General features: G+C 73.2%; 1 pseudogene. It reads right to left on the bottom strand.

Annotated elements, in window-relative coordinates:
- A pseudogene (locus VB737_RS17185) lies at positions 1–595 on the bottom strand (monooxygenase); the annotation flags it as partial.
- Positions 596–706: the final 111 nt, after the last annotated feature.

The raw sequence follows: 706 nt of genomic DNA, 5'->3' as shown, positions 1-706 counted from the left end.
GCTCCGCCCAGGCGCCGGGGCTGGCCGGGGTGGGGCCCGGCGGCGGTTCCGGCGGGATCGCCCAGCCCAGCTGGACGCCGCCACGGGCCGAGGGGAAGAGGGCATAGCTGCCCGAGGCACCCACCACCGTCACGAAGCGGCCGGCCAGCCACTCCAGCAGCCCCTCGGCTCCTGGGGACTCCAGCCGGAACCAGAGCACGTCGAGGGGGCTGGGGGCGCTCTCCAGCTCCAGGCCGCCTTTGCGGCGCAGCAGCGAATCGCGGCCGTCACAGGCCACCACCAGTGCCGCCTCCAGTGCAGTGCCGTCCGCCAGGCGCACACCCACGACGCGGCCGTCCCGCAGCAGCAGATCGCCGGCGGCCTGGCCCGGGTGGAAGCGGAAACCCGGCTGGCGGCCCGCCTGCGCGAGCAGTTCGTTCAGCAGGGAGTCCTGGTCGATCAGGGTGCAGGGGACGGGACTGCCCATGGGCTCGGCCGCCTCGAACAGGACCTGGCCGTCGAGGAAGAAGCTCCAGGCCGTCAGGGGCCGCCGCCGCACCGCTGCCGGCAGAGGATCCAGGCCCATGGCGGCCAGGGCCGCCAGGCCGCTGGGCATCAGCCCCTCGCCGCGGAACGGCCGGCCCCCACCTGTCCCTTAAACACATCTGACGCTGCCGACGAGGTGCGTTGTGTAGACGTTGGTGTGGGGCGCGTGAATTATAGACAA

This window comes from Synechococcus sp. BA-120 BA3, assembly GCF_034931285.1.
Lineage (GTDB): Bacteria > Cyanobacteriota > Cyanobacteriia > PCC-6307 > Cyanobiaceae > Cyanobium.
Note: the sequence above shows the minus strand (reverse complement) of the source record. Positions and strands in the feature narration are given on the sequence as shown.